The organism is Brevundimonas sp., from assembly GCF_036676055.1.
Lineage (GTDB): Bacteria > Pseudomonadota > Alphaproteobacteria > Caulobacterales > Caulobacteraceae > Brevundimonas.
This window is the reverse complement of record NZ_JAKFDS010000024.1, coordinates 1-26,649: the sequence shown is the minus strand read 5'-3', so window position 1 is coordinate 26,649 and position 26,649 is coordinate 1. Positions and strand designations below refer to the sequence as shown.

The following is a 26,649-nucleotide window of genomic DNA, read 5'->3' as shown; positions in this document are numbered from 1 at the left end:
TCCGTCAAAGGCCCGGACGCAGGGCCGCCAGTCGGAGGGCGTGTGGAAAACGGCCGCGCGGGGCAGCCTGTCTCGTCGAAACGGTAATCACATTCTCAACCGGGCGAGGCCCGGCTGTCCCGCTCCCTCCCCAACCGCTTGGACACAAGCGGCGATCCGCCATGCCTTCTCCGCCAGCGACAGACCGGCTATGCACCGACCATGTTCAAATCCGTCCTGGTCGCCAATCGCGGCGAGATCGCCTGCCGCGTGTTCCGCACCGCCCACCGCATGGGCCTGCGCACCATCGCGGTCTATTCCGAAGCCGACGCCGACGCCCTGCACGTCCGCGAAGCCGACGAGGCCGTCCTGATCGGCCCCGCCCCGGCCCGCGAGTCCTACCTGGACGCCGCCAAGGTGCTGGCCGCCGCGAAGGCCGCCGGCGCCGAGGCCATCCACCCCGGCTACGGCTTCCTCAGCGAGAACGCCGACTTCGCCGAGGCCGTCATGGCCGCCGGGATCGTCTGGATCGGTCCGAAGCCCGCCTCGATCCGCGCCATGGGCCTGAAGGACGCGGCAAAGAGCCTGATGATCGAGGCCGGCGTGCCGGTCACCCCCGGCTATCTCGGCGAGGACCAGTCGCTGGAGCGCCTGCAAAAGGAGGCCGACGCCATCGGCTATCCGGTGCTGATCAAGGCCGTCGCCGGCGGCGGCGGCAAGGGCATGAAGAAGGTCGACCGGGCCGAAGACTTCGCCGACGGCCTCGCCTCGGCCCAGCGCGAAGGCCAGTCCTCCTTCGGCGACCCGCGCGTCCTGATCGAGAAATACATCACCCGCCCGCGCCACATCGAGGTGCAGGTGTTTGGCGACAGCCACGGAACCGTCGTCCACCTGCATGAACGCGACTGCTCCCTGCAGCGCCGCCACCAGAAGGTGATCGAGGAGGCCCCCGCCCCCGGCATGGACGCCGCCACCCGCAAGGCCGTCACCGACGCCGCCGTCCGCGCCGCGAAAGCCGTGAACTACGAAGGCGCCGGCACCATCGAATTCATCGCCGACGCTTCGGACGGTCTGAAGGCGGACCGGATATGGTTCATGGAGATGAACACCCGGCTCCAGGTCGAACATCCGGTCACCGAGGCGATCACCGGCGTCGACCTGGTCGAATGGCAGCTGCGCGTCGCCGCCGGCGAGCCGATCCCGCTGAAGCAGGCCGACATCCCCCTGAACGGCTGGGCCATGGAGGCGCGCCTCTACGCCGAGGACCCCGCCAACGGCTTCCTGCCGAGCATCGGCTGCCTGGAGCATTTCCACCTCCCGGAGAACATCCGCGTCGACACCGGCGTGACATGGGGCAGCGAGGTCAGCCAGTTCTACGATCCGATGATCGCCAAGCTGATCGTCCACGCCGACACCCGCGAGGCGGCGGCGGTCGGGCTGGCCGAGGCCTGCGGTCAGGTCGAGGTCTGGCCGGTCAAGGCCAACGCCGGCTTCCTCAAACGCTGCCTCGAACACCCCCGCTTTGTCGCCGGCGACGTCGACACCGGCTTCATCGCCGCCGAGGAGCCGGCCCTGACCGCCAGCGAACCCACTGCGGAGGTCCGGGCCGCCGCCCTCGCTGTCCTCGCCGCCGACGCGCACCATGCGGAAGAATGGGTTCGCCCGTCCGATCGCCCCGGTGGCGGCGGCCCCTGGGCCCCGACCGCCGCTGGTCTCTACGGCTTTCGCATGAACGGGGCCCGGCCCGCCCCCCAGCGCGCGCGGCTTAACGGCGCGCTGATCGAGGCCCGGGCCGTCCCGGAGGAGCACGGCAGCTATTGGAAGGTCGATCTCGGCGAGGCGACGGTGGACGCCTACGTCCTGACCGGCGGCGTGACCCTGATCCACGACGGTCGGCCTGACAGGGAGCTCAGCCGTGTCGTTGACGAGCCGGTGCTGTTCCATGACGGCGAGGCCTGGGCCTTCGAGCCCGTGACCCATCAGGGCGGTGCCGGGACGGGCCCCGCCTCCGACGGCTCTCTTCGCGCCCCCATGCCCGGCAAGATCGTCGCCACCCCCGCCAAACCCGGCGACACCGTCACGAAAGGCCAGCCCGTCGTCGTCCTTGAGGCCATGAAGATGGAGCACGCCCTCGTCGCCCCGTTCGACGGCGTGGTCGCCGAGATCGGCGTCTCCGTGGGCGATCAGGTCACGGACGGGACGGTGCTGGCGGTGGTGACGACAGCTGAGTAATCCGCTCACCCGGGCTTTCGCCGGAATGGGCGGATCAGGGCCGGACCAGCCCCGCCCCGCCCACCGGCGTCGTCACCTGCGGCGCGCCGAACGCGGCGATCAGCGGCCGTCCCTGACGGATCGCCTCCCTTACGGCGGGCAGTTGCAGCGAGGCCGAGTGCGCCGCCTCGTCGGCCCACACCTCGGTGATCCAAAGGACGTCGCCCTCGACGGGATCATGGGCGACGATGTAGCTAAGGCAGCCCGGCATGCCGGTCAGCCCCTCCAGCAGGATCGCCGTCAACGCGTCCCGCTGGCCCGGGATCGCGGTCATCTTGCCGATCAGTCCGTACATGGTGGTCCCGCCTCCCGCCCTCGCCGGCGGCGCGAGCCCGAGGCTGGCCAGCCCGGCCATCCCCGCGATCATGGTGCGTCGTCCGATTCTCATGGCCCTTTTCTACGTCCGGACCTCTGTCCTGTCTCTGCCCGATGCGCAAAGGATGCTACCCCCCGCCCATGTCCCTCCACATGATCAAGCTCTGCGTCGGCGTGGCGAAGGTCGAGACGCTGGAACGCCGCGCCTCGAAAGGGGAATGGCTCACCGTCCACACCCGGATGACGCCCAAGCGCGCCGCCGAGCTCGAGGACGGCGGCTCCCTGTTCTGGGTCATGAAGGGCTCGGTGGTCTGCCGCATGCCGATCCTCGACATCTCGACCCGGGGCGAGGGCAAGGCCTCCATGTGCCACATCCAGCTCTCTCCCGAGGTCATCCGCACCGCCCCACAGGCCCGCCGCCCCTTCCAGGGCTGGCGCTATCTGGAGCCGAAGGACGCCCCGCCCGACCTGTCCTCCATGGACGCCGGCGACCTCCCGGAGGACCTGGCCAGGCAGCTGCGGGAGATGGGCGCTTGGTGAGGCAGCGGGCAACGGGCTGCAGGCAGCAGGCAGCCGTCCGCGGTCTGACTGAGCGCATGATCGGATCGCGCCGCGCACGCCTCCTCTTCCTGTTGCCTGCTGCCTGTTGCCCGCTGCCTCGCGTCTCTCCCCCGACTCTGCTTAGCCTCCCCTGATGGCCCCCGTCCGCTCCGACCGGTTGGAAGACGCCCTGCACCGCATCTTCGAGGGCGGCAAGAACACGCGCGCCAGCTGGTTCGCCCTGACCGGCGGCGAGACCCTGTTCGCCGAGGGCGACGCCGCCGACACCCTCTACCTGCTACGCTCGGGCCGTCTCGGCGTGTTCCGGCGCGACCCCGCCGAAGACCGCGCGCCACAGTTCGTCGGCGTCATCCGGCCGGGGGAGCCTGCGGGTGAAATGGCCATGCTGGCCGGCACCCGGCACACCGCGGACGTCGTCGCCCTGCGCGACTCCGAAGTGCTGGCCCTGCCCCGCGACGCCTTCTTCGAGGCCGCTCGCACCGAGCCTGACCTGATGGTCGAGCTGTCGCGGCTGATGATCCAGCGCGCCCGCGACCGGCGCTCCGGCGGCGGCGAGCCCAGCGTGTTCGGCTTCGTCTCGGCCCGTCCGCGCCCCATCCGCGCCTTCGTCGAGCGCATCGCCGCCGCCATCGAGGCCGACGGCTTCAGCTGCCAGGTCATCGACCAGTCCGCCCTGTCCTCTGCCAGCGAATGGTTCAGCCGGGTCGAGGACGCCCACGACTACGTCCTCTATGTCGCCGAGATGGACGAACCGGCCTGGGCCGCCCTGTGCGCGCGCCAGGTCGACCGGGTCTTCGTCGTCGGGGCTGGGCTGATGGCCCCGCCCAACCGGCCGCTGGCCCACGCCGGCGTCCTGGACGCCCAGCGCCGCACCGACCTGATCCTGCTGCGCGACCCCCGCGTGACCCAACCCGTCAACACCGGGGTGTGGATCGACGCGATCGGGCCCGGCCGCTGGTTCCAGGCCGTCGAGGGCGACCAGGCCGACGCCGAGCGGATGGGTCGGGTCATCACCGGCTCCGCCGTGGGCGTGGTCATGTCCGGCGGCGGGGCCCGGGCCTATTCCCACATCGGCGCCCTGCGGGCCCTGCGCGAGGCGGGCGTGCCGATCGACTTCGTCGGCGGAGCCTCCATGGGGGCCGTGATCGCCGCCGGCCCGGCCCTCAACTGGTCGCAGGAAGAGCTGGAGGCCCGCATCCGCAAGGCCTTCGTCCAGAGCGACCCCCTGTCCGACATCACCTTCCCCATGCTGGCCATGACCCGCGCCCGCAAGGTCGACTGCCTACTGCAGGACGCCTATGGCGAGATCGATCTGGCCGATCTGCACCGGCCCTTCTTCGCGGTCTCGACCAATCTGACCAGCGGCAAGCTGGAGGTGCACCGGCGCGGCCTGATGCGGCGGGCCCTGCGGGCCTCCATCGCCATTCCCGGCATCCTGCCGCCGATCGTCATCGGCGGTCAGGTTCTGGTCGACGGCGCCGTGCTGAAGAACCTTCCGGCCGAGGTGATGCGCAGCATGAACGCCGGCCCGGTCATCGGGATCGACATGTCCGAGACGCGCGGCGTCGACCCCGGCATGATCGAACACCCGCCGTCGATCTGGCGTCTGATCGCCACCGGCGCCTGGCGCCGGGGTCCGCCGATCGTCTCGATCCTGATGCGCTCGGCTACCCTGACGACCGACGCCGACCTCGAGAGCTCCCGCGCCGCCACCGACCTGCTGATCCAGCCGACTCCCGATGGTCTCGATATCCGCGACTGGAAGGGGTTCGAACCCGGCGTCGAGGCCGGCTACCGCGCCACACGCAAGGCGCTGGACGGCCTCGACCGGCCCGTCACCCATCTGCGCCGCCGCGCGCCCCTCAGCGCCTGCGCGCCTTCTGAAGGAGACGAGCAAACGGCGTCAGAGGGGCCCCCTCCGGACGTCGTGCCCGTTAAAGCCAGCCGCCGGACGCGTCGAGGCAAGACCGCCGCATGATCGGATTGTCAGGGATCGCGCCGGCCGGTCGGCGGCGCGTCGACGCGCTTCCAGACCCCGGGGAGGATGGTACCGCCTCTCAGGCTTGAACTGAGGACCTCCGGTTCCACAAACCGGCGCTCTAACCAACTGAGCTAAGGCGGCGCGATGTCGCGAGCGGCGTGTCTAGCCGTGTCGCCGGCCTCGATCAAGTTGGATTTGACGGAAGAAGTTCAAGGGCGAAAGGTCGGCGAGAGAAAGCCGGCATCGACCGGCTCCCCCTTTCTCGATCGCCCCTCGCCTCTCATCGATGGCGCCTCCGATCAGGCCCAGCCCTGCCCCGCGATATACTGCTCCAGCGCCGCAATGCGGCTGGCGTCCGACGGGTGGGTCGAGGCGAACTCGGGCGTCGATCCCTGCCGCTGCTCCGCCATCAGACGCCACAGGGCGACGGCCTCCGACGGCCGGTAACCGGCGCGCTGCAGATAGTCGACGCCCAGACGATCCGCCTCCAGCTCATGGCGGCGCGAGAACGGCAGCAGCACGCCGAGCTGCGCCCCGAGACCGCCGATGGCCCCCGCGGCCTGGGCGTAGTCGCCGGCGGCGCTCTGCACGCCGCTCAGAACCAGACTGGTCGCCGCGGTCGAGGAATAGCGCTCGGCGGCGTGGCGGGCGACGACGTGGCCGACCTCGTGACCGATCACGGCCGCCAGCTGGTCGTCATTGCGCACGAGGTTCAGCAGGCCGGTCGTGACGCCGATCTTGCCCGAGGGCAGGACGAAGGCGTTCGGGCTCTGGCTCACGAAGACGGCGTAATCCCAGCTCCGGTTGGTCAGGCCGGCGGCTTCGACGATGCGGGTCCCGACACGCCGGACGCGCGCGTTGGCGGCCGCGTCGCTGGAGGTGGGCTGGGTGCGCAGCGCCTGGGCCCAGGCCGCCTCGGACTGCTGCGTCAGAGCCCCGTCGTCGACGATCAGGAACTGATTGCGGCCGAGAGTCTCATTGTAGGCGCAGGCCCCGACCGACAGGGCGGTCGCGGCGGCAAGAACGAAGGTCAGGGGGCGGGTCATAGGAATCATTGGGGACGGCTCCGTTTCGGCTTCACCGCAGAACGCCTGAGACGGCGTCGCGCTCCCCACAAACGAAAACGCCCCGGCCGCTGGGGCCGGGGCGTTCGTCGTGGGTCTTCGGTCGGACTAGTCCGCCAGTCGGAACCGGACGGTGAAGCGGGCGCGCCCGCCTTCGGCGACCCCGTCGACGGTCCGGGGCGAGAACCGCGCCCGGGACATCGACCGCAGGGCGGCCTGTCCGAAACCGGCGCCCGCCGGCTCTTCCGAGACGATCGAGCAGTTCGTCGCCGAACCGTTCGCGGCCACGGTGCACACCAGTTGCACCGAACCCGACTCGATGCCGCGGGAAGCGGCCCGTTCCGGGAACTCAGGCGCGGGCTGGCGTTGCCAGGTCACGTTGCTGATTTCCGGCGGACGCGGCGGGGGCGGCGGCAGCGGGATCGTCACCGGACCATCGATACGGCCAGGCGGGATCGTCGAGGCGATCCGGTCTTCCTTCGGCGTCGGCGGCACCGGAAGCGGCGGCACCGGCAGGGTCACCGGAAGAGGCGCGGGCACCCGGACCTGCAGCTTCGGCGGCGGAGCCGTTTCAGGCGGCGGCGGCGGAGGCGGCGGCGGGGGCGGCGGGGGCGGGATCGGTTCGATCAGCTCCACGTCGACCGCGTCGTCGGAATAGTTCACCTCGCGCAGCTTGAACTGGGCGTTGACGAAATAGAACGCCAGCAGCCCGAAGAACAGGCACACGACCACAAGGCTGGCGATGAACACGTGCGGGGGAACCCCGAAAATGCCCTTCGCCTTCGGCGGGTCGTAGCGGCTGCGATGATATTCGACGTCTGTCATGTTCTCACCGCTCCTACTTCGTCTGCTCTTCGCCGACCAGGGCGACGCTGTAGAAGCCACTGTCCTGAAGCGCGTTCATGACCTGCATGAAATCGCCGTACCGGGTCGTCTGGTCAGCTCGGATGAAGATCCGCTCGTCCGACGGCGTCTTGTTGCCGATCAGGCCGAGCAGCTCCGTACCGACCGAGTCGATGTCCACCTCGTTGTCACCGATGTAGACCCTGGAATCGGCCTGGATCGAGACAAAGAAAGGCTTCGGCGGGTTCTCCTGGGGCGGTGCGACCGCGACCGGAAGTTTCACCACCACCGACACGGTGGCGAGCGGCGCCGCCACCATGAAGATGATGAGCAGGACAAGCATGATGTCCACGAACGGCGTGACGTTGATCTCGCTGTTCTGCTCGATGGCGTACTTGCCGCCGCCGCCACCTGAAAGTTTGGCGGCCATCCGGGTTACGCCCCCTTGTCGAGGTTACGCGACACGGCGTTCATCAGCTCGGCGTTGAAGCCGTCCGAACGGGTGCCGTACGCCGCGATACGGGTGTTGAAGTAGTTGTAGAAGATAACCGCCGGGATGGCCGCGAACAGGCCGATGCCGGTGGCCAGCAGCGCTTCCGAGATACCCGGGGCGACCGAGGCCAGGTTGGTGGTGTTGGTGTTGGCGATGCCGATGAACGAGTTCATGACGCCGTAAACGGTGCCGAACAGACCGATGAACGGCGCGGTCGAACCGACGGAGGCCATGAACTGCTGGCCGCCCGACAGGCGCTTGGCCAGACCGGATTGCACGGCGGACACGGCGGCCTGGGCGCGGTTCAGGGCCGAGTCGCGGTGATCGCCGGTGACCGAGAGACCGGCCTGACGCGACAGTTCGACTTCGTCGGTGGCCGCGGCGGCCATGTCGGCCAGCGGGTTGCCTTCGAACTCTTCCGAGGTGGCCACGCGACGCATGTCGGCGATCGTGCGGGTCTGACGGAAGGCTTCCAGGAAGCGGTCGGTGGCGCGGTTCAGGGCGCCGAACTCGAACAGCTTGATGAGCAGGATCACCCAGGTGAACACCGAGGCGAGCAGCAGGCCGATCATCACGACCTTAACGACGATGTCCGCGTCCATGAACATGCGGGCGGGGGTCAGCTTGCCGTGGCTTTCGGCCGGAGCAGCTTCCTCGGCGGCCGGGGCGGCCTCCGTGGCGGCCGGGGCGGCTTCAGCGGTCGTGGCGGCGGGGGCCGTGGCCTCCGCGGCGGGGGCCGGGGTGGCGGCATCCTGCGCGAGGACCGGCGTACCGGCCATCAGCACGGCGGCGCCGGCCATGGCCAGGAGGATGTTGGTCTTCTTGATATCGAGCATAGTTCGCCAGTTCCTGCTTTTTTGGTCTGACTCGTGGAACCCTGAGGAACGGCCGCAGACGACGACCGCCCCTCCATGAAAATCTCGTCTGCAGCGCCGGGGAGATGTTGAACCCCGGTCTGCGGAACGCCTCCTGACGCTTCCGGTTGCCTTAAGGCTTCCGGGGCGATGTCGACGGCGTCGGGGATATGGATAATCCCCTGACCGCCGACCGCTCGCCTAGGAAAGCGGTCAAGCTCCTTTGGCGAACGCTTATCAGAGCGTCAAGTGCGCAACGGCGCTTTTCCCCTTGCGGGGGAGCAAGCGCGTCCAATGCCGAGGATTCAGGGCGAAAGCGACAATTTCATGATGGATGGACGCCGATTTCCGACAGAGCCGGAAGCGATGGTGCCTGGGGGCGGATTCGAACCACCGACACGCGGATTTTCAATCCGCTGCTCTACCAACTGAGCTACCCAGGCGAGGCGTCCATTCGCGAGAGCGGCGTCTATAGGCGAGCCGTTTTCAGGTGTCCAGCGGTCTTGTCAGGCTTCCTCATCGTCCCGGGACGGTGCGTCGTCGTCCGGACCGGGGATGGCGTAGGAGCCGACGAACCAGCGCTGCAGATCCACGTCGGCGCACCGTTTGGAGCAGAACGGCTTGTATTTCGCGTCGGCCGGCGCGCGCCGGCAGATGGGACAGGTCGCCATCGCTTCAGCCTTCCTCGATTTCCACGCCGTCGGACAACCCCGGATCGGCCTTCACCCGCGCCCGCGGTCCCAGTCGCGTGGCCAGCACTTCAACCCGTGGCGCGATGGTCGCGGGGCAGCGCAGGGTCAGCCATGGCGCGGCCGTGTCGCCCGCCAGCGCCTGTCTCAGCCGCCGCACCGCCTCGATAGCCCGGGTCTCCAGCGTCAGGCGCCCGTCTGGCCCCAACAGCCGTTCCTCAACCGGCGTCGTCCGCCACGGCAGAGACAGCATCAGCACGCCGAAACGGTTGACCGGCCCATAGGCGATTTCCGGATCCGTCCCGAACGCCGCCCGGGCCGCCGCCAGCATCGCCTCCCCGTCGTGCCCGGTCCCGACCAGATCGACGGCGACCAGTCCGCCCCAGCCCTTCAGCCGGATCAGCCGCGCCGCCTGCATCAGTCCGTCCCGGTTGGCCCGGCCCTTGTCCCGCCGGCCGTCGCGCCCCGGGACGGCGGCGTGGTCGATATCCACCGCGACCAGAGCCCGCGTCCGCTCCACCGCCAGACGCACGCCGAGATGAGCGAACTGGGCGCCGGGCGCCAGCGCCTCCTCCTCCGCCTCCAGGCTCGCCCGGATCGCCGCCGCCCCCGTGCGCGGCTCGACGCCCGGAGCCAGCCGCGCCAACATCTCCGCTACGGTCGGGGCGGGCCGCAACAGTCGGGACTCGCCCTCCCCGGCCCCGATCCGGCGCAGCGTCGGTCCCTTGTGTTCGCGGGGTTCGGCCGAGACCTCGACCTCGACCTTCTCTCCCACCGCCATCCGGTCGCTGGAGCGCAGCGGCAGGAATCCGAACGGCTCCGGCGCGCCCAGGTCGACGAAGGCCCCCTTCTGGCCCGGATCCACGGCGACCACGCGCCCAATCGAGCGAGCCCCGAGCCGCTGCTGCGCGACGTCGCTCTCTCTTTGAATAATGAGGGCGTCGAAACGCCCGTTGCGGACGACCATGCCCCGGACCTCGCCGGGCGTGTCGTCCAGAAAGGTCTCGAGCTCACTCACTCCGCCCGCCAGCCGGCTCCGGCCAGCAGGTTGACCGTCTCATGCAGCGGCAGGCCGACGATGGCGGGATAGCTACCGACAACTCGCGTTACGAAGGCCCCGGCCCGGCCCTGGATGCCATAGCCCCCGGCCTTGCCCCGCCATTCGTTCGAGCGGACATAGGCGGCGATCTCGGCGTCCGACAGCGCCTTGACGCTGACCCGGGCCTCGACGACCCGGTGGCGGATCACGCCCCCCGCCGCCACGGCGACGCCGGTGAAGACGCGGTGGTTGCGCCCGGACAGAAGCTTGAGGAAGCGAACCGCCTCGGCCTCGTCGGCCGCCTTCTCCAGCAGCCGGCGGCCGACTGCGACCACCGTGTCGGCGGCCAGCACCACCGCGTCGGGCGCCCGCTCCGCAACGACCGCCGCCTTGGCGCGGGCCAGACGGGCGGCGAGGCGCGGCGGAGTCTCGTCCTTCAGCGGAGTCTCGTCGATATCGGCGGGTTCAATGCGGTCGGGAACGATCCCGACCAGCGCCAGCAATTCCACGCGGCGCGGGCTGGCCGACGCCAGCACGAGGTCAGGGCGAGTCACGCCCCGCCCTTACTTGAAGCGATAGGTGATGCGGCCCTTGGTCAGGTCGTAGGGCGTCATCTCGACCAGGACCTTGTCGCCGGCCAGAACGCGGATGCGGTTCTTGCGCATCTTGCCTGCGGTGTGGGCGATGATCTCGTGGTCGTTCTCGAGCGTCACGCGGAACGTGGCGTTCGGCAGCAGTTCGCTGACGACGCCGGGAAACTCGAGCAGTTCTTCCTTAGCCATGCGGCCTCTCGCGCCCTGTGAATACAAGTCTGGACGCGCGCCGGGCGAAAGCGCGCGTCGAAAAGAGCGGGCCTAATGCCTGAAAACGTCGGGATAGTCGAGATCAACCGCGCCGATACAACGCCGTCACAAGGGTGAACAGCCGCCGGGCCGTCTCATGATCGATGGCGATCTTGCCCTCCAGCCGCGTCTTCAGCAGTTCGGCGCCTTCGTTGTGCAGGCCGCGCCGCCCCATGTCCACGGCCTCGATCTGGCCCGGAGAGGTGCCGCGCAGCGCCTCGTAATAGCTGTCGCAGATGGCGATGTAGTCCTTCACCACCTTGTTCAGCGGGTTCAGCGACAGGCCGTGGGCCTTGGCGAAATCCGGGCCCGCGATGTCGAACACCAGTCGTCCGTCCAGCAGCGACAGCTTCAGCCTGTACGGGCCGCCGGCCGCGCCCACGGGCTCGAAGCTGTTCTTCTCGACCAGGTCGAAGATCGCCACCCGACGCTCGTGCTCAATCTCGGCCGTCGCCGCCGGCAGGGTGGCCGCGTCCAGCTCGACCGAGGACAGGCGGTGCTCGCTCACGCGGGCTCAGGCCCGTCGGCCAGGTGGGTCGGCGCGACCCGCGCCGGCCAGCGCTCGGACAGATCGGTCAGCACCGCGTCGAGACATTCGACCTCGATGCGCAGGTCGCCCCCGCCCGCGAACATCAGGGTGATCCGGCCGCCCGGCGCCTCGCCCGGCTCGAAGTCCATGGCCAACAGCTCCAGCGCATGTTCCGGCCCGCGCGGCAGGCGCCGGCTCTTGACCGCGATCACGTCGCCGAACTGCATCGCCGACATCACCCGTGTGCCGCCGCATTCCCAGCAGAAGCGGCTGAGCTGCAGCGTGACCCGCCGCCACGACGGCTCCCACACAATGTCCACCGGCCGCATGATGGCGTCCTGCAGCGCCGCCGAAATGATGTGCAGGTCGTCGGCGTCCTCGGCCAGCAGGCGCAGCGGCTCCGCGGCCGCTCCCGTCGGCATGTCTTCGGCGGTGGACGCCTCAGTGCTCATAGTCCTCGCCCTTGATCCGGCGGATTTGCGCGCCGCAGGCTCCGAGCTTCTCTTCCAGCCGCTCGAACCCGCGATCCAGATGATACACGCGTCCGACGGTTGTTTCGCCCTCCGCGGCGAGTCCGGCGATCACCAGGCTGACCGAGGCCCGCAGATCGGTGGCCATGACCTGGGCGCCGTGCAGCACTTCGACGCCCCGAACCACCGCCTCGCCGGCGTGGACGTGGATGTCGGCGCCCAGCCGCATCAGCTCGGGCGCGTGCATGAAGCGGTTCTCGAAGATGTTTTCGTGGATGACGCTGTCGCCCTCGGCCAGGGTCATCAGCGCCATGAACTGGGCCTGCAGATCGGTGGCGAAGCCGGGATAGACCTCGGTGGCGACATTGACCGCCTTCAGTCGCACGGCCGGATCGCGCCGTACGATGACCCCGTCTTCCGTCGGCGTGACCTCGACTCCGGCCTCGATCATCTTGTCGGTCAGGGCCTGCATCAGCTCCGGCCGCGCCCGCGTCAGGCGCACTTCGCCTCCCGCCATGGCTGCGGCGACAGCGTAGGAGCCCATCTCGATCCGGTCGGCGATAACCGGCCACTCGGTTCCGCCCAGCGAAGTTACGCCGGTGATGACCAGCTCGTCGGTGTCGATGCCCTCGACCTTCGCGCCCATGGCCACAAGGCAGCGGGCCAGGTCGCCGATCTCCGGCTCGCGGGCGGCCTTCTTCAGCACCGTCACGCCGTCGGCCAGCACCGCCGCCAGGAGGGCGTGCTCGGTGGCGCCGACCGAGACGAACGGAAACTCGATCTCGGCCCCCTTCAATCCACGCGGGGCGCGGGCGATGACATAGCCCTCGTCCAGCTCGACCTCGACGCCCATGGCCGTCAACGCCTGCAGGTGCAGGTCCACCGGCCGGGCCCCGATGGTGCAGCCGCCCGGCAGCGACACCTTGGCCTCGCCTGTGCGCGCCAGCAGCGGCCCCAGTACATTGAACGAGGCGCGCATCTGCCGGACCAGGTCGTAGGGCGCAAAGGTCGATTCGATCCGCGCGGCGTGGAACAACGTCTCCTGATCGTTGCCCTCACCGGTCTCCGTCACCGCGACCCCGAGCTCGCGCAGCAGCCGACCGAGGAATTTCGTGTCCGCCAGACGCGGCATGTTGGTCAGCCGCAGCGGCTGATCGGTAAGGATCGACGCAGCCATCAGCTTGAGGGCGGAATTCTTGGCGCCGCTGACCGGAATCGTTCCGTTCAGCCGGGCGCCGCCTTGGATGGCGATGCTGTCCATGTCGTCTCACAGGCCGGCCCGGGGACGATCTGTCCGGGGCGCCGGGGGTCGGCTATCTAGCCCGGACAGCCGGGGAAGCGAAAGACCGGCTGGGTCCTGCAGCCGATGACTTTCAGTTGCTCGGCTTTTCCGCCCGGACGGACCGGGTCGCCGCCTTCCTGCGCTTCAGATTGTCCCTCAGCGCCGTGGCCAGCCGCTGCGCCCGCGCCGTCGCCGGCGTCTTCGGCGGCGCCAACGGGTCCGGCAGGCTGGGCGGCAGGTCCGGAAGGGGGGCCGGGATTTTCGACTCATCCATGCCGTGATGAGACCTGCGGACGAAGTTTTCCGCAAGCAGGACAAATCGGGGCTTCCCCCGTTGTCCCCCGTTGGCTATAGGGCCGCTTCCTCAGTGACCGCCGCCGTAGCTCAGTGGTAGAGCGCATCCTTGGTAAGGCTGAGGTCGTGGGTTCGATTCCCCCCGGCGGCACCACTCAGAACAAAGGCCCGATCCAGCGGATCGGGCCTTTTTCTATTCCTCCGCCGACTGCTGCGGCCGCGCCGCGTGGCGAGCCCACGGCGGCCCCTCGGGGCGGGCGACACGGCGCTCATAGTCCAGCGCGGCGCCGGGCCCGGCCTCACCGGGAAAAGCGTAGCCGCTGTCGACGAAATAGGGATCGTAGCCGTAGCCCCCGCCATAACCGTAACCATACGGATAGGCGTTCTCGGACTGGCGGACACTGATATCCAGCCGGCCGCTCTCGCCGAATGGCAGAGAGACCGCCGCAGCGTAGTCGCGGTAACCGCCGGTGCCGAAGCCGACGCTGACCTCGCCGTGCGGCTTGCGGTCGTCGCGCCAGACGGGCGATTCGTCGTGGCGCGCGGGGACGGACGACGACCGGGCCGCCAGCCACTGCGCGATCTGCTGGTCAGTGGTCAGCCCATGCGGCGTCGTCGAATGGGCCGCGCCGCCCACCGGAGGGGCCACGGGATCCGCCGCCCCGTCGAGGATCACGGCGGTCGCCGGCGCCGTCGTCATGGCGCTGTCCTGGTCGGGTCCGTCCGGGGACGAAACCGGGGCGACGGCGAGGGCCGTCAGCAGCAAGGGGATCAGCATGGCGTCGGTTCCTGCGAGGACGCCACCCTAGCCTCAAATGCGGCCAAGGTCAGGCGGCCCCCGTTACAGAGTTTCCGTCGCCGCGCCCCAAGGGGTCCGGCAGCGTCTCGCCCTCGGGGACGAAAACCAAAGCCACCGAATTGATGCAATAACGCAGCCCAGACGGCGGCGGCCCGTCGGGGAACACGTGGCCCTGATGGCTGTCGCAGCGGGCGCAGCGGGTCTCGGTCCGGATCATGCCGTACGAGCGGTCGGTGATCGCCTTCACATGGGTCGGGTCGACCGGCTCGGTGAAGCTGGGCCAGCCGGTGCCGCTCTCGAACTTGGTTCCGGTCCGGAACAGCGGCAGGCCGCATTCGCGACAGCAGAACACCCCGGCCCGCTTCTCGCCCAGCAGCGTGCCGCAGAACGGCGCCTCGGTGCCGTGCGCGAGCAGGACCCGTTTCTCCTCGGGCGAAAGATCCGCCTCAAGCCGTGCCCGCTCGTCCTCGTCCGGCGGCGTGAGATCGAATCCGGTGGGCGAGCGCAGGGTCGGGGCGATATTGGTCATGCCCCGAAATAGGAAGGGCCGGACGAGGGTTCCACCCCGTCCGGCCCTCGAGACCGCTCAGGTCTTACGGTGCGCGGTTGCGCCTACTGGAAAAGCGTCCCCACCCAAGCCCGGACCGCGGTCTCGTCGACCGGGTCGCCGGTGTAGGCGAGGCCCTGCGCCGGGATGAACGGCTGGTTGTTGCCGCGCTGACGCGAGGTCCAGGCCTTGTGGCCGTAGCTCAGGTCCGCATAGGTCGAGGGCAGGCGCTGGACCGTCTGCTCGATGAAGATCGAGTCGGCCGCCGTGGTAGAGCCGGCGATGCGCACGTTCGGCAGGCGGCTCACCAGGTCGAGGGTGTCGAGGCAGCCGCCCGAGCAGCCGGCGTCGACCAGAACGATCACCGGGCCCTGCACCGGGTTGGCGGCGGCGGCGTCGGCGGCGGTCGCGGCCTGCGGCTGGGTGAAGCTCGGCTGACCCGCGGCGATGGCGGCGTCGAAGGCGGCCAGCACCGCTTGGGTCTGCTCGATCACCTGCGGGGCCTCATAGACGAAGCGGGCGTCCTGTTGCATCCGGCCGATGACGTCGGCGTACCACTGACGGTTTCCCGGCGTGGCTCGATAGGTGAAGTCGCCGCCGGTCGGCTGGCGGCTCTGGGTGAATTCCGAGGTCCAGATGCGGTTCAGCACGCCATAGCCGCGCGCCGTCGAACCGAGGTTGGACGAGCCGCTGCCGCCGCGCAGATCCAGCACGAAGCCCTGCGGCCCCTGGATCGCCGCCAGCTGGCCCTGCAGCTGGGTGTTGAACGCGTCCCAGCCGGCGTCGTCGGCGAACGAGTGGACGTTGATCCACGGCCGCCCGTTGACGGTCTCGATCGACAGCGGCGTCGCGCCGGGGGTGTACAGGGTGGCGCGATAGGCCGCCTCGAGGTTCGCCGGGACCACGGGAACCGGCTTCAGGTCAAAGTCGCGCTCGCGACGGTTGCCGACCTTGAATTTGCAGGTCGAGGGGGTGCCGCCGGCATAGGGGTTGTTGCGGTTCCACAGCAGGTAGGGCGCCGAGGTGATGCGGCCGGCCTCGGTGTCAAGGTCGCCTTCCCACAGGTCCAGCTTGTTGCGCGAATATTCCTCGATCGGGGTCAAATTGCACTCGGTGACCACCGCTCCGACCGGCGGCAGACCGCGCACGCCCGGCTGGACATAGGTCACGACATACTGGCCGTTGCGCCAGCCGGTCGCCAGGCCGGGCCAGCTGGTCGCCGTGAAACGGTCGGCCGAGGTCTCGTAGCTGGGGCGGATGACGATGTTCGAATCGCGGAAGCCGGCGGCGTAGTAGCGCAGCAGATAGGCGTGGCTGGAACCGCTGTTCGACTGCCCGACCTTCGACAGGGCGTCCTGCAGCCCGGCGTCGAGCCAGGCGCGGAAGGTGTCGCTCGCCTGGCCGGGCACCACCGGAGCCGGGTGGTTGGCGGCCAGTTCGTCGTGGGCGGCCTGCAGGTCCTGACGCGCGAGCGCCTGGAAATTCTGCGCCGACGCGGAGCCGGCGCCGAGCGCCAGGGTCAGGGCCGCGGTCGCGGCGACGGGGAGGATACGGGACATCAAGTCTGGCTCCGGGTCGTAGGAACAGGGAACGGGCAGCGTTAAAGCCCATCGGAGCGGGCCTTGCCAAGCCCGTACCCCGTCCGGTGAACGCCCCCGTCGGTTTACTCCCGCCGGATCGCGGCCTAATCGGGGCGCTTCCCTCACGCTGCGATCACGTTCGCTTCAGATTCAAAGACGCATGTTCTCCAAAATCCTGATCGCCAACCGCGGCGAGATCGCCGTCCGCATCATCAAGACCTGCCGCCGCATGGGCATTAAGACCGTGCAGGTCTATTCCGAGGCCGACGCCGGCTCCCTCGCCGTCGAGATGGCCGACGAGGCCGTGCTGATCGGCCCCGCCCCGGCGGCCCAGTCCTATCTGCTGGCCGACAAGATTGTCGAAGCGGTGCGGCAAACGGGCGCGGAGGCGGTCCATCCCGGCTTCGGCTTCCTCAGCGAGAACGCCGGCTTCGCCCGCCGCCTCCGCGACGAGGGCATCGCCTTCATCGGCCCCAACCCCGAGGCCATCGAGGCCATGGGCGACAAGATCAGCTCCAAGAAGCTGGCCGCCGAGGCCGGCGTCTCCACCGTCCCCGGCCACATGGGCCTGATCGAGACGACCGAGGAGGCCGTCCGCATCGCCAATCAGATCGGCTATCCGATCATGATCAAGGCCTCGGCCGGCGGGGGCGGAAAGGGCATCCGCGTCGCCCACTCCGACGCCGACATGGCCGAGGGCTTCGCCGCGGTGAAGGCCGAGGCCCAGAACGCCTTCGGCGACGACCGCATTTTCCTCGAAAAGTTCATCATCGACCCGCGCCACATCGAGATCCAGGTGCTCGGCGACAAACACGGGAACGTGGTCCATCTTTTTGAACGCGAATGTTCAATTCAACGACGAAATCAAAAGGTTATCGAGGAGGCCCCCTCCCCCCTCCTCGACGAAGCCACCCGAGCCGCCATGGGTGCCCAGGCCGTGGCGTTGGCGAAAGCGGTGAACTACGACAGCGCCGGGACGGTGGAGTTCGTAGCCGGACAGGATAAGTCGTTCTTTTTCCTCGAGATGAATACGAGACTTCAGGTAGAACATCCGGTGACGGAGCTGATCACGGGGGTCGATCTGGTCGAGCAGATGATCCGGTCGGCGTGGGGCGAGCGCCTCGCGTTCGGGCAGGCGGATCTGGCCATCAACGGCTGGGCGATCGAGAGCCGGGTGTATGCGGAGGATCCGTACAGGGGGTTCCTGCCGAGCATCGGCCGGCTCGTCCGGTATGATACGGCGGAGGAAGGCGATCAGGGCGCCTATTCCGTGCGCAACGATTCGGGCGTCCGCGAGGGCGACGAGATCTCGATGTTCTACGACCCCATGATCGCCAAGCTGTGCGCCTGGGGCCCGACCCGGGACGCCGCCATCGACGGCATGGCCCGCGCCCTCGAGGACACCCACCTGCAGGGCGTCGGCCACAATGTGCCCTTCCTCGCCGCCGTCATGGACCAGCCGCGCTTCCGCAGCGGCCACATCTCGACCAGCTACATCAAGGACGAGTTCCCCGACGGCTTCCACGGCCTCGCCCCCGACCGGCGCCAGACCGACATCCTGATCGCCGCCGCCGCCGCCATGAACGAGGTCCTGACCGAGCTGTCCGGCGACCCCTCCGCCCGCACCGACTGGATCGTCCTGGTCGACGGCGAGGCCCACGGCGTCTCCCTGTCCTATGACGACGACGAGGCCCTGACCCTCGACCTCGCCGGCGAGGACCGCGCCCTGCAGCTCAGCGACATCGACTGGCGCCCCGGCCTGGCCCAGTTCCGCGCCGTCCTCGACGGCGAGCCCTTCACCGCCGAGGTCGCCCGCGTCGCCGACGGCTTCGTCATCCGCCACCGCGCCGCCCGCGCCCGCGTCCGCGTCCTGACCCCGGCCGTCGCCGCCCTCTACGCCCGCCTGCCGGAAAAGGTCGCCGCCGACACCTCCAAGCTGATCCAGTCCCCCATGCCCGGCCTCGTCGTCGCCATCCCGGTCGCCGTCGGCCAGGAGGTCAAGACCGGCGAAACCGTCGCCATCATCGAGGCCATGAAGATGCAGAACATCCTCAAGGCCGAGCGCGACGGCGTGGTCAAGGCGGTCAGCGCGAAGGCCGGCGACCCGGTGGCGGCGGACGACGTGCTGGTGGAGTTTGAGTAGGGGAGGTTAGGTGCTCGGAAGCCTCGCGGTTCGCCTGCAACTGGACTATGATTTTAGTCATGGCAAAGAACACTGGATCAGGCAGCCGAAAGGGCGCGGTGAAAGATCGGGCGCAAGCGCTCAACCCCGTAACGAAGAGGTATGTGAAGATCGACACCAGCACGGGTCGGATCGTCGATCATAAGAAAACCGCCGGCCCCTACAAAGGCGTCCGCGAAGTCACCACGAAGAAGAAGTAGCGTTGGCGCTCGTCTTCTCGCCGATCTCCGAAGACACCCTACTCACCGTACCGCGGACCCTCTTCCCACGGCACGCCTTCGTCATGCGCCAGATTGGCAATCCGCCAGCGCTAGACGAAGCAATGACAGCCATCGTCGACGAGGTCTTCGAAGCGCGCGGAATCGGCCGCAAAGATGCCGATGCCTCCACTGGCGGGAAGGATTTCCTAGAGCGAATCCTTGGACTGATCCGTGGGACTGGATTCACCGTCGCCATCTTCTCTGAAGACACCCGTGGGACAGCGATGGCGAATATTGCCCTTGAACTGGGCTTCGCTTCGATGTGTGGGAAGCCGCTCGTGATCGTCAAGTCAAAAGCCGCTCCCCCACCTTCGGACCTGACCCGTACAGATTGGATCGAGTATGAGGCGGACGATGTCCCCCGTTTCCGTCGCAAACTCAACCAAGCGCTAGACGAGCTTGATGCGATAGCAGGTTTCACCGAGTCTCTGCTGGAGGTCGCGATGGATGCCCCGGCTATGGATTGCGCTGTCGCGTTTGAACGCGCGAGCAAGGCATTCTTGCTGACGCTGGAGCGGCGCTTTCTAGACACCGCTGAAGAGATCGCCCGGCGACTGGAGCGAGCGGCCCGAGATGACGATATCGCTGACTTGGAGCGTGTTCGTAGCGAAGTCGAAATGTTTGTTAAGCAGGGCCGTCGAGCCGTCTTGGCAGCCGGGGGCGCGTGAGCCCCGCTCCGGTTCGAGGCGGCGGCAATATGTGCCAAGGTTCCGGGTTAGCGGTGAAGGGGCGCAGGAGAATTGGGACACCGAATGATCGGTGCTTGGCAGCCAGCCACTGCACTCGTAATGAGACCCCACATTATCTAGAGGCTTATGTGCGCTCCGAAAATATAAAGCGGCAAACGGTGTTCTTTTCGGACTGCCGTGTCATGTCTGCGATCGAAGATGAAACAGTAGATTTCATCATGACGAGCCCACCTTACTGGAATCTGAAAGATTACGGCGATTCCGTCCACGAAATCGGCGATTCTTCGTATGAAGAATACCTCTCCGATCTCCTAACAGTATGGCTCGAATGCTATCGCGTCGCTAAACCCGGCGCAGTCATGATCATCAACGTAAACTCTCGTCGATCTAAGGGAGAGTTTTACCCAATAGATTTTGACATCGTTAAAACCATGCAGTCTTGGCGGTTTTGGGACCACAACATTTGGTATATTCCAAACGCATTGCCACAACCCAATCATTACATGGAGCGGTTGCTTGATAATAAATTTGAGTCTCTACTTGTGTTTGTAAAGGGAGACTCAAAATCCTATAAATTTCACAAGCCAAGAGTTCCACAGAAATATGCTCAAGCCGACCCCAGGACCGAAAAGAAGAATGCTCGCGGCAGATGCGTAGGGAACATTGTTCGAGTTCCCGCTTATAGGCCGCCGAACATTAAATCGATGGGCTACCACGTGGCCGCCTACCCTGAAGAACTCGTAAGCTTCTTCATCGAAAGCTACACTGACCCTAATGACTTGGTTCTAGATCCCTTCACGGGTTCAGGCACAACGCTGAAGGTCGCCCAAGCAATGGACCGGAGAGGCGTGGGCTACGAAGTCCACGCGGAGTTCGCCCCACTTATTAGGGCGCGCATTGAAGAAGTTTGGGCTCCGCCACCTTGGACTGATGTCGACATCATCCACTCCAGCACTATGAAGACCGGCTCAGCGAAACCTCGAAAATCTCATTTCAAGGACTCGGAGCGCGCTATGTTGCCGTTCGACGAATAAGCGCGTCACCAGCTTCGATCCATCCGACCGTCGTTTCTAAGCTGCTAATAAGGCGCACGCTCTGTTCCAATTGCCAGTGTTCGATGAAGCCGCTGAACTCCTTCCGGTGTTCCTCAGAAAGAGCGATCTCCAAGGGTAGTCCCAGCTTTGATGCGGAGATCATTGCCACCTTCCAGATGGTTTTGAACTGGCAGAATTCATCTGCCTTACTCAGCACTCCCTCCAAACCGGCGCGATTGCTTCGAAACCCCACGCCATCGATAAAGGCCAGAAGCACGGGCGCATCTTCGCCTGCGAATCTTTTCTCGATCCACTCTCGCGCTTCGCTTATCTCAAGGTGGTCCTTTGACTCGCCGTACTGACCGATATTGGCGGTGTGGACAGTGGATTTGACTACTATCGCAGGGCTGGCGGTGCCCGGAACGACGATGTCGAACGAGATGCTGTCAATCTGGGCATCTCTACACAGCGGATTGTCTGCTTTCTCAAATGGCTCGAATGGGACCTCAAGAGAGGCAAGGAGAGTAGCAATGCGGTATTCTGCCTCATGGCCACTTCGCTTCGCCCGCTCTTGGCGGATGTAGCCAGGCCACGTCGACTGATTCAAGGCCTCAAACACTCCGGCTAATGAGTTCCCCGACGGAGACACGTTCCCGACGACGGTACGAAGTCGAGAAAGCAGATATGGCCCGGCGGCCCTCCAAGGCTCTGCGTTCACCAAGTTATGAAAGGCGGAAGGAAGTTTAACTCCCTGCTTTTTGACTTCGGCGCTCGCACGAAGGTCCACCAGTATCTTATTGCGCGTGAGGCCGCATATTTGAAGGACGAGGGCAAGCCCATTGGCTCGAGCGCTGATGACGATCCGCAATTTCTTCAGGGCGTCGACATCGTCAGCGATGATTGCCGCTCGATAGACCAGCGCCAGAAAGTCTGTTTCCTCCTCAGTCAGCGACCGTCGCTCATCGAACTGAGCCTGGAAGGCATCTGCCGCATGATCCCAGAGGTGGCGCTCAAACTCCGCCTTTCTGTTGATGACGCTCACCCAATCTCTCCTCGATGCCGGAAGCGACTACGGCGTGGAGTCGCTGAGCACTTCAACCCCGAGTAGGATGCGTGAGCGGATTTCGTGTCCGGCGTCTGGCGGCAGGATTTGGCCCATACCGGATGGCGCCAGCTCAGCTCACACCCACCGCACCCTCGGCCCCCTCTCCCCGTCCGGCGCGTCGACCAGCAGGTCCGTCACCGCCCACACCAGCGCGTCGGCGCGGTCCAGCGAACCGGCCGCCTCCATCTCGCCGCCGAAGGCCATCAGCTCTTCCTCGAGGGCGTCGAAGGGGCCGGCGTGGTGGATGCGGCCCTGTTCGTAGAGGGCGGCGACGGGCTCGGCGCGGATGTATTTGCCGCGCGTGGCGTGGACCTCGCGGATCTTCAGCGTGGCGCCGGCGGTCTTCAGCACCGCCTTGACCATGTCGCCGCCCTGGTTGACCTCGGCCACCACCGCCGTGGCGCCGAACTCTTGGGCGAGGGCGACGGCGCGGCGGGCCCAGGCGTCGGGGCCGAGGCCGGCGATCGACCGGTCGGCGAGGATGACGGCGCAGCGGGTTCCGTCCGCGCGGCGCCAGGAGGCGGCGGCGATGAGGCCGCAGGCGTCGCCGCGGGCGGTGGCGGCGGGGTCGATGGCCACGATGACTCTGTCGTATGGCCTACCGCCCTTCGGGCTACTTGAGGCCGGGTCGCAGATAACGGCTTCCTTCTCCCGTTGGGAGAAGGTGGCGGGGCGGAGCCCCGTCGGATGTGGGTCGGCCGGCGGAGGCGGCGAAGCCGCCTCGGGACGGTCGACCCTCACCCCTTCAGGCTCCGCGCTGCCCTTCGGGTCGCACAAGGACGACGGCTGCGCCGTCGTGTGCTCAGGCCCTCTCCCAACGGGAGAGGGCGGCATCCGCGCCCGCTGCATCATCTCGGCGGTGAACAGGGCGCCGTCGAGTTCGACGATCTGGCCGTCCAGCTCCTGGGCGGCGCGGCGGGTGCCGCCGTAGAGGGCCTGGAGGTTGTCGAGGAAGCCGGGGGAGAGGTGCTCCGCATTGGCCGAGGTGGGGGCGTGGGTGTGGGCGCAGCCGGCCTCGTCGCGCAGGCGGACGAGGGCGCGGGTGGGGCGCGGGGTTGTCGTCACGACGAGGCGGGGGTGGGTGGAGGCCAGGGGCAGTCTGAGGCCCATGCGCAGGAGGGCGAGGGTTTCGGCGGCGCCGCGGGGGCCGCTGCCGCGCCAGGCGCAGAATTCGTCGGCCCAGGCTGCGCTGAACTGGGGGCCGCGCAGGGAGTCGGGGTCCTCGGCCGAGAAGGCGTAGGCCTGGCAGCCGTTGGCGAAGATCAGGCGGCGGCGGGAGGCCTGGAATTTGGGGCGGGTGGCGCGGGTCCAGCGGGGGAGCGAGCGGAGGCCGCTGACGCCCTCGATCATCACCTCGCGCACGTCGTGCAGGGTCGGGCCGATCAGGGCGAGGCGGCCGCCGGGGCCGAGGGCCTCGGCCTGGTCGGCCAGCCAGCTGGCGCCGGCGAGGGTCTTGCCGGCCCCGCGGCCGCCGAGGAACAGCCAGGTGGACCAGGCGCCCTTGGGGGGCCGCTGGGACTTGCGGAGTTTGATCGGGGCAGCGGGGGCGTCCCCGGGCTCGTCAGGGTCCGGGTCCCAGGCGCCCGGTTTCGGGCCGGTGGGGCGGCGGACGGCGCCGGGGGTCTGCTTCTTCTGGCGACCGACGGCGTGGGCGCGAGAGGTGAGCGCGCCGGGGCCGACGCCGATGTCGGCCTCGATGATGGCGGCGTCCTCGCCGGCCAGATAACGGTCGAGGGCGGCGTCCCATTTGCGGCCGGTCATGCCGGACCGGCTCTGGGGGATGACGCGGTCGGGGGGCCAGCCGCCGGGCGGGATGCAGCGCTGGTCCGGGGCGCCGGTCTGGCGTTTGAGCAGGCCGCGCAGACTGGCCTGGCGGTTGATGGTGCCGGGGTGGACGCCGTATTTCGCGGACAGCTCGCGGCGGGTCAGGCCGGCCATCTCGTCGGCGAAGAGGGCCTGCCATTCGGGTTCGGTGAGGGGGGATTTGCTCATCCGCCCATTATCGGGCGGCTCCGCCCTATGGCGGGCTCAGGTCGCTGACGCCGGGACGAAGCCTCGGGAAATCAGCGACCTGGGCGAAAAAATTAGGACGGCGGGCGGCGGATTGTCAGCATATCAGCGTCACGCACCGGCGCGCTCCTTCACCGGGATCATCAGATAGCGGACGCCGTTGGCCTCGGCCGGGGGGAAGCGGCCGGCGCGCATGTTGACCTGGATCGAGGGGAGAAGAAGCTTCGGCGCCGACAGGGTCGCGTCGCGGGCGGTGCGCATGGCGACGAAATCGTCCTCGCTGACGCCGTCGTGCACGTGGACGCTGTCGCGGCGCTGGGCGGCGACGGTGGTCTCCCAGGCGTAGTGGTCGCGGCCGGGGGCCTTGTAATCGTGGCACAGGAACAGCCGCGTCTCGGGCGGCAGGGCCAGCAGGCGGCGGATCGACTGGTACAGCTGGCGCGCGTCGCCGCCGGGGAAGTCGGCGCGGGCGGTGCCGTAGTCGGGCATGAACAGGGTGTCGCCGACGAAGACGGCGTCGCCGATGCGGTAGCTGACGTCGGCGGGGGTGTGGCCGGGGGTGTGCAGGACCTCGATCTCGAGCTGGCCGAGGGGCAGGCGGTCGCCGTCGGCGAACAGGCGGTCGAAATCGCCCCCGTCGGCGTCGAGGTCCACAGCGTTGAAGACCGGGCGGAAGATGCGCTGCACCGCCCGGATGTGCTCGCCGATGCCGATTTTGGCGCCGGTCTTTTCCTTGATGAAGGGGGCGCCGCTGAGGTGATCGGCATGGACGTGGGTCTCCAGCGTCCATGTCACGGTCAGGCCGAGGCGGGCGGCCTCGTCGAGGATCGCCGCGGCCGAGCGCGTGTCGACCTCGCCCGTGGCCGGGTCGTAGTCCAGCACCGGGTCGATGACGGCGGCCTCGCGCGTCGCCGGATCGAAGACGAGATAGCTGACGGTGTGGGTCGGCTCGTCGAAGAAGGCGCGGATCTCGGGGCTGGAGGTCATGAGGGGCTCCTGTGCGTTTGGAGTTGACACATATATTAGTTGTTTCTAAATTAGGCAAGTCTAATGGAATGAGCCGATGACCCGGACCGCCGCCGCCCCGATCGAAGCCCTCGCCGTGAAAGTGGCCGAGGCCTCGCGGCTGCTGCGCACCCTGGCCAATGAGCACCGGCTGCTGATCCTGTGCCAGCTGTCTGGCCGGCCGGAGATGTCGGTCGGCGCCCTGACAGCCGAGGTCGGGCTGAGCCAGTCGGCCCTGTCGCAGCACCTCGCCCGCCTGCGGGCCGAAGGGCTGGTGGCCTTCCGTCGCGATTCCCAGACCCTGCACTACCGCATCGCCGACCCGGACGTCCTGCGCGTCCTCGGCGCCCTGAGCGACATCTACTGCCCCCAGCTGGCGGGCCCGTCCCGCAATCAAGGAGATCCATCATGAGCGTCAAACCCGTCACCCCCGAAGAAGCCGCCCGCCTCGTCGACGACGGCGCCCTGCTGGTCGACATCCGCGAGCCCGAGGAATGCGCCCTGGTGATCGCCGGGGCCCAGCTGGCCCCGCTGTCCGGCGGCGCCCGCGGGGTCGCGGCCAGGCCCGGGCAGCCGGTGATCTTCCACTGCCGCAGCGGGGCCCGCACCCGGATGAACGCCCGCGCCCTGGCCGGAGCCGTGGAGACGGACGAGGTCTATCTGCTCGAGGGCGGGATCGACGGCTGGCAGGCCGCCGGCCTGCCCGTCCAGCGCCGGCTCTAGGCGCACGCCATGGATCCGCTCCAGTCCGTGCTGGCCCTGGCCTCCGGGTCGGTGGTGGGCTTCACCCTCGGCCTCGTCGGCGGGGGCGGCTCCGTGCTGGCCGTGCCCCTGCTGGTCTATCTGGTGGGGGTGACCAACCCGCATGTGGCGATCGGCACCAGCGCCGTGGCCGTGGCCGCCAACGCCCTGCTCAACCTGGTCAACCACGGCCGGGCCGGAGCGGTGAAGTGGCGCTGCGCCGCGGTGTTCACCGTCGCCGGGGTGCTCGGCGCCTTCGTCGGGGCCTGGTTCGGACGCCAGGTCGACGGCGAGAAGCTGCTGGCCCTGTTCGCCGTGCTGATGATGGTCGTCGGAGGGCTGATGCTGCGCAGCCGCAAGGGCGAGGGCCTGCCCCACGTCCGGCTGGGCCGCGACAACTTCCCCAAGCTGGTCGGCTTCGGCCTCGGCGCGGGTCTGCTTTCGGGCTTCTTCGGCATCGGCGGCGGCTTTCTGATCGTGCCGGGGCTGATGGCGGCCACCGGCATGCCGATCCTGAACGCCATGGCCTCGTCCCTGCTGGCGGTGACCGGCTTCGGCGTGACCACGGCGACCAGCTACGCCTTCGCCGGCCTGATCAACTGGAGCATAGCCGGCCTGTTCGTGGTCGGCGGTCTGGGCGGCGGTCTGCTGGGTTCGAGGGTCGCGCGCCGGCTGGGCCAGCGGCGCGGCGCCCTCAACATCCTGTTCGCCGGCCTGATCTTCGTGGTCGCCATCTACATGCTGATCCGCACCGTCGGCGCCTTCCTCTAGACCCCGCCCCTTACCGCCCCAGCAATTCCGACCAGCGCCAGCTTCCCTTGCCGAACACCACACGCGGTCCGCCGGGGAAGGTGATCAGCACAAGGCCGCGCATCGGTTGGCGGCGGCACGCCTCGGGGGCGAAGGCGACCTCCAGGGCGATGGCCTGGCGCACCCCGGCCAGCCCCTTGCCCGCCTGCCCCGGCGTCTGGATCCAGTCCCCGTTCCAGACCAGCAGGGCGCGGCCGCGGCCTTCGGCGCGGTGGGCCTCGGCGACGGCGGCGCGGACCTCGGGATCGGCCCGCAGCGCCTCCTGCAGCCGGCGGATCATGTCGCAGCCGGCGCCGTCGCCGCCGGGGCCGGAACCGGGTCCGGTCCCCTGCCCCGTCCCCGCGCCCGAACCGGCGCACCGCCCCGCGCCCGCCGTCGCCG

29 protein-coding genes, 3 tRNA genes and 1 pseudogene are annotated in these 26,649 nt (G+C 68.2%); 11 read left to right on the top strand and 22 right to left on the bottom strand.

Annotated features, from left to right (window positions below):
* Nucleotides 1-201 precede the first annotated feature (201 nt).
* Nucleotides 202-2,211, top strand: a complete 2,010-nt coding sequence (locus V6M45_RS04690) for an acetyl/propionyl/methylcrotonyl-CoA carboxylase subunit alpha (protein WP_332654423.1) — start codon at nucleotides 202-204, stop codon at nucleotides 2,209-2,211.
* A 34-nt stretch (nucleotides 2,212-2,245) separates the two neighbouring features.
* On the opposite strand, the gene V6M45_RS04685 is transcribed toward V6M45_RS04690, so the two are convergent.
* Nucleotides 2,246-2,638 (bottom strand): putative quinol monooxygenase, encoded by a 393-nt coding sequence (locus tag V6M45_RS04685; RefSeq protein WP_332654421.1) that lies wholly within the window; start codon nucleotides 2,636-2,638, stop codon nucleotides 2,246-2,248.
* Between the two features lie 68 nt (nucleotides 2,639-2,706).
* Between V6M45_RS04685 and V6M45_RS04680 the strand changes: the two genes are divergently transcribed.
* Together V6M45_RS04680 and V6M45_RS04675 are read left to right on the top strand one after the other, a co-directional pair.
* The gene (locus V6M45_RS04680; protein WP_332654419.1) at nucleotides 2,707-3,105 is read left to right on the top strand and encodes a DUF1489 family protein; all 399 of its coding nucleotides are present in this window, start codon (nucleotides 2,707-2,709) and stop codon (nucleotides 3,103-3,105) included.
* Nucleotides 3,106-3,259: 154 nt separating this feature from the next.
* Nucleotides 3,260-5,104, top strand: coding sequence for a patatin-like phospholipase family protein (locus tag V6M45_RS04675; RefSeq protein ID WP_332654417.1), 1,845 nt, complete (start codon nucleotides 3,260-3,262; stop codon nucleotides 5,102-5,104).
* A gap of 67 nt (nucleotides 5,105-5,171) precedes the next feature.
* Here the strand turns inward: V6M45_RS04675 and V6M45_RS04670 are convergent.
* The 14 genes from V6M45_RS04670 to V6M45_RS04605 form a co-directional block, all read right to left on the bottom strand.
* Nucleotides 5,172-5,248: transfer RNA gene (locus tag V6M45_RS04670), tRNA-His, on the bottom strand.
* A gap of 158 nt (nucleotides 5,249-5,406) precedes the next feature.
* Nucleotides 5,407-6,153, bottom strand: a complete 747-nt coding sequence (locus tag V6M45_RS04665) for a M48 family metallopeptidase (protein WP_332654424.1) — start codon at nucleotides 6,151-6,153, stop codon at nucleotides 5,407-5,409.
* 126 nt (nucleotides 6,154-6,279) lie between these two features.
* Entirely contained in the window at nucleotides 6,280-6,996 is a 717-nt protein-coding gene (locus tag V6M45_RS04660) for an energy transducer TonB (protein WP_332654415.1), read from the bottom strand.
* A gap of 13 nt (nucleotides 6,997-7,009) precedes the next feature.
* Nucleotides 7,010-7,444, bottom strand: a complete 435-nt coding sequence (locus V6M45_RS04655) for a biopolymer transporter ExbD (protein WP_332654414.1) — start codon at nucleotides 7,442-7,444, stop codon at nucleotides 7,010-7,012.
* Nucleotides 7,445-7,449: 5 nt separating this feature from the next.
* Complete coding sequence (locus tag V6M45_RS04650) at nucleotides 7,450-8,343, bottom strand: MotA/TolQ/ExbB proton channel family protein (protein WP_332654413.1); 894 nt, start codon at nucleotides 8,341-8,343, stop codon at nucleotides 7,450-7,452.
* Nucleotides 8,344-8,728: 385 nt separating this feature from the next.
* Nucleotides 8,729-8,804, bottom strand: a tRNA-Phe gene (locus tag V6M45_RS04645).
* A 63-nt stretch (nucleotides 8,805-8,867) separates the two neighbouring features.
* On the bottom strand, nucleotides 8,868-9,032 hold the full coding sequence (locus tag V6M45_RS04640) for a DNA gyrase inhibitor YacG (RefSeq protein ID WP_332654411.1): 165 nt from the start codon (nucleotides 9,030-9,032) through the stop codon (nucleotides 8,868-8,870).
* 4 nt (nucleotides 9,033-9,036) lie between these two features.
* Nucleotides 9,037-10,068 (bottom strand): RNA-binding protein, encoded by a 1,032-nt coding sequence (locus tag V6M45_RS04635; protein WP_332654409.1) that lies wholly within the window; start codon nucleotides 10,066-10,068, stop codon nucleotides 9,037-9,039.
* Nucleotides 10,065-10,643, bottom strand: coding sequence for a Maf family protein (locus V6M45_RS04630; RefSeq protein WP_332654407.1), 579 nt, complete (start codon nucleotides 10,641-10,643; stop codon nucleotides 10,065-10,067). Before V6M45_RS04630 ends, V6M45_RS04635 begins: the two co-directional genes overlap by 4 nt.
* A 9-nt stretch (nucleotides 10,644-10,652) precedes the next feature.
* Nucleotides 10,653-10,871: a translation initiation factor IF-1 gene (gene infA, locus V6M45_RS04625; RefSeq protein WP_003164348.1), complete on the bottom strand. Its 219-nt coding sequence runs from the start codon at nucleotides 10,869-10,871 to the stop codon at nucleotides 10,653-10,655.
* Nucleotides 10,872-10,974: 103 nt separating this feature from the next.
* Nucleotides 10,975-11,439, bottom strand: coding sequence for a UPF0262 family protein (locus V6M45_RS04620; protein WP_332654405.1), 465 nt, complete (start codon nucleotides 11,437-11,439; stop codon nucleotides 10,975-10,977).
* Entirely contained in the window at nucleotides 11,436-11,912 is a 477-nt protein-coding gene (locus tag V6M45_RS04615) for a DUF2948 family protein (RefSeq protein WP_332654403.1), read from the bottom strand. Before V6M45_RS04615 ends, V6M45_RS04620 begins: the two co-directional genes overlap by 4 nt.
* On the bottom strand, nucleotides 11,902-13,191 hold the full coding sequence (gene murA / locus V6M45_RS04610; RefSeq protein WP_332654401.1) for a UDP-N-acetylglucosamine 1-carboxyvinyltransferase: 1,290 nt from the start codon (nucleotides 13,189-13,191) through the stop codon (nucleotides 11,902-11,904). Before murA ends, V6M45_RS04615 begins: the two co-directional genes overlap by 11 nt.
* Before the next feature lie 112 nt (nucleotides 13,192-13,303).
* Nucleotides 13,304-13,486 (bottom strand): hypothetical protein, encoded by a 183-nt coding sequence (locus tag V6M45_RS04605; RefSeq protein WP_332654399.1) that lies wholly within the window; start codon nucleotides 13,484-13,486, stop codon nucleotides 13,304-13,306.
* Between the two features lie 99 nt (nucleotides 13,487-13,585).
* On the opposite strand from V6M45_RS04605, the gene V6M45_RS04600 reads away from it, so the two are divergent.
* A tRNA-Thr gene (locus tag V6M45_RS04600) sits at nucleotides 13,586-13,660 on the top strand.
* A gap of 39 nt (nucleotides 13,661-13,699) precedes the next feature.
* Here the strand turns inward: V6M45_RS04600 and V6M45_RS04595 are convergent.
* The 3 genes from V6M45_RS04595 to V6M45_RS04585 form a co-directional block, all read right to left on the bottom strand.
* Entirely contained in the window at nucleotides 13,700-14,284 is a 585-nt protein-coding gene (locus V6M45_RS04595; protein WP_332654397.1) for a hypothetical protein, read from the bottom strand.
* A gap of 49 nt (nucleotides 14,285-14,333) precedes the next feature.
* Nucleotides 14,334-14,834: a peptide-methionine (R)-S-oxide reductase MsrB gene (msrB, locus tag V6M45_RS04590; protein ID WP_332654395.1), complete on the bottom strand. Its 501-nt coding sequence runs from the start codon at nucleotides 14,832-14,834 to the stop codon at nucleotides 14,334-14,336.
* 83 nt (nucleotides 14,835-14,917) lie between these two features.
* Nucleotides 14,918-16,411: a hypothetical protein gene (locus tag V6M45_RS04585; protein WP_332654393.1), complete on the bottom strand. Its 1,494-nt coding sequence runs from the start codon at nucleotides 16,409-16,411 to the stop codon at nucleotides 14,918-14,920.
* Nucleotides 16,412-16,592: 181 nt separating this feature from the next.
* On the opposite strand from V6M45_RS04585, the gene V6M45_RS04580 reads away from it, so the two are divergent.
* The 4 genes from V6M45_RS04580 (at nucleotide 16,593) to V6M45_RS04565 (ending at nucleotide 20,597) form a co-directional block, all read left to right on the top strand.
* Nucleotides 16,593-18,575, top strand: coding sequence for an acetyl/propionyl/methylcrotonyl-CoA carboxylase subunit alpha (locus tag V6M45_RS04580; protein ID WP_332654392.1), 1,983 nt, complete (start codon nucleotides 16,593-16,595; stop codon nucleotides 18,573-18,575).
* A gap of 59 nt (nucleotides 18,576-18,634) precedes the next feature.
* The gene (locus V6M45_RS04575) at nucleotides 18,635-18,814 is read left to right on the top strand and encodes a hypothetical protein (protein ID WP_332654391.1); all 180 of its coding nucleotides are present in this window, start codon (nucleotides 18,635-18,637) and stop codon (nucleotides 18,812-18,814) included.
* A 2-nt stretch (nucleotides 18,815-18,816) separates the two neighbouring features.
* Nucleotides 18,817-19,542 (top strand): hypothetical protein, encoded by a 726-nt coding sequence (locus V6M45_RS04570; protein ID WP_332654390.1) that lies wholly within the window; start codon nucleotides 18,817-18,819, stop codon nucleotides 19,540-19,542.
* Between the two features lie 203 nt (nucleotides 19,543-19,745).
* Nucleotides 19,746-20,597 (top strand): DNA-methyltransferase, encoded by an 852-nt coding sequence (locus V6M45_RS04565; protein WP_332654389.1) that lies wholly within the window; start codon nucleotides 19,746-19,748, stop codon nucleotides 20,595-20,597.
* On the opposite strand, the gene V6M45_RS04560 is transcribed toward V6M45_RS04565, so the two are convergent.
* From V6M45_RS04560 to V6M45_RS04550, 3 genes are all read right to left on the bottom strand, one after another.
* Entirely contained in the window at nucleotides 20,575-21,639 is a 1,065-nt protein-coding gene (locus tag V6M45_RS04560; RefSeq protein WP_332654388.1) for a hypothetical protein, read from the bottom strand. The two genes, V6M45_RS04565 and V6M45_RS04560, sit on opposite strands and share 23 nt — an antisense overlap.
* A 138-nt stretch (nucleotides 21,640-21,777) precedes the next feature.
* A complete protein-coding gene (locus tag V6M45_RS04555; protein ID WP_332654387.1) occupies nucleotides 21,778-23,694 on the bottom strand; it encodes a DNA-packaging protein in 1,917 nt (638 codons plus the stop codon).
* Nucleotides 23,695-23,823: 129 nt separating this feature from the next.
* The gene (locus V6M45_RS04550; protein WP_332654386.1) at nucleotides 23,824-24,699 is read right to left on the bottom strand and encodes an MBL fold metallo-hydrolase; all 876 of its coding nucleotides are present in this window, start codon (nucleotides 24,697-24,699) and stop codon (nucleotides 23,824-23,826) included.
* Nucleotides 24,700-24,775: 76 nt separating this feature from the next.
* Between V6M45_RS04550 and V6M45_RS04545 the strand changes: the two genes are divergently transcribed.
* The 3 genes from V6M45_RS04545 to V6M45_RS04535 are packed head-to-tail and all read left to right on the top strand — an operon-like array spanning nucleotide 24,776 to nucleotide 26,229.
* Complete coding sequence (locus V6M45_RS04545) at nucleotides 24,776-25,129, top strand: ArsR/SmtB family transcription factor (RefSeq protein WP_332654384.1); 354 nt, start codon at nucleotides 24,776-24,778, stop codon at nucleotides 25,127-25,129.
* Nucleotides 25,126-25,440, top strand: coding sequence for a rhodanese-like domain-containing protein (locus V6M45_RS04540; RefSeq protein ID WP_332654382.1), 315 nt, complete (start codon nucleotides 25,126-25,128; stop codon nucleotides 25,438-25,440). Before V6M45_RS04545 ends, V6M45_RS04540 begins: the two co-directional genes overlap by 4 nt.
* A gap of 9 nt (nucleotides 25,441-25,449) precedes the next feature.
* Nucleotides 25,450-26,229: a sulfite exporter TauE/SafE family protein gene (locus V6M45_RS04535; protein WP_332654380.1), complete on the top strand. Its 780-nt coding sequence runs from the start codon at nucleotides 25,450-25,452 to the stop codon at nucleotides 26,227-26,229.
* Between the two features lie 10 nt (nucleotides 26,230-26,239).
* Here the strand turns inward: V6M45_RS04535 and V6M45_RS04530 are convergent.
* Nucleotides 26,240-26,649: pseudogene (locus V6M45_RS04530) on the bottom strand (hypothetical protein); the annotation flags it as partial.